Consider the following 497-nt stretch of genomic DNA (forward strand, 5'->3'; position numbering starts at 1 on the left):
CGCTTCGCTCACCTCGTCCGCGCCTTCGCGCTGCCTTCGGTATCCACTCGCTCAGCCACGAGGCGCGCCAACACGGTCACTGCCCCGCTTCGACTCGCAGCATCTCTGATTCCCTCGCCGCTGGCACGAGCGGTCTACGTAGGCTTCGTAGGCGATGATTTCTGCAAAAACGAAGATCTTGCAGGGCGGCTATTCATTGGCGCCTACGGGCGCGCCAATGAATAGCGTTCGTGATCGGCATGCAACGGCTTGGCATCGGAGATGAACAGAAGATCTCTCGAGCGACGATTTCGTCATACCTAGAGATGAGCTACGCATCATCGCCACATGCATCAACGCTAGCCAAGCAGATCTTCCAAACTGGCACCACGCCACCCCGCCGCATGCCCGGACCGATAGCTATTCGCGCGTGTGCAGGGCACGCGCGAATAGCAGCCCTGCAAGATCTTCCTCTTTGCCAACACGGTCGCAGAAAAATGCCAAGCAAGAGACTCGTG

1 protein-coding gene is annotated in these 497 nt (G+C 58.8%); it reads left to right on the plus strand.

Annotation, left to right across the window (positions count from 1 at the left end):
• Nucleotides 1-225: hypothetical protein (locus ACNA0J_RS29670; protein WP_415822610.1), on the plus strand; the 225-nt coding region annotated here is incomplete at its 5' end.
• Between the last annotated feature and the right edge of the window lie 272 nt (nucleotides 226-497).

Origin of the sequence: Bordetella tumbae (genome assembly GCF_965139195.1) — a bacterium.
Taxonomy (GTDB): domain Bacteria; phylum Pseudomonadota; class Gammaproteobacteria; order Burkholderiales; family Burkholderiaceae_B; genus Bordetella_A; species Bordetella_A tumbae.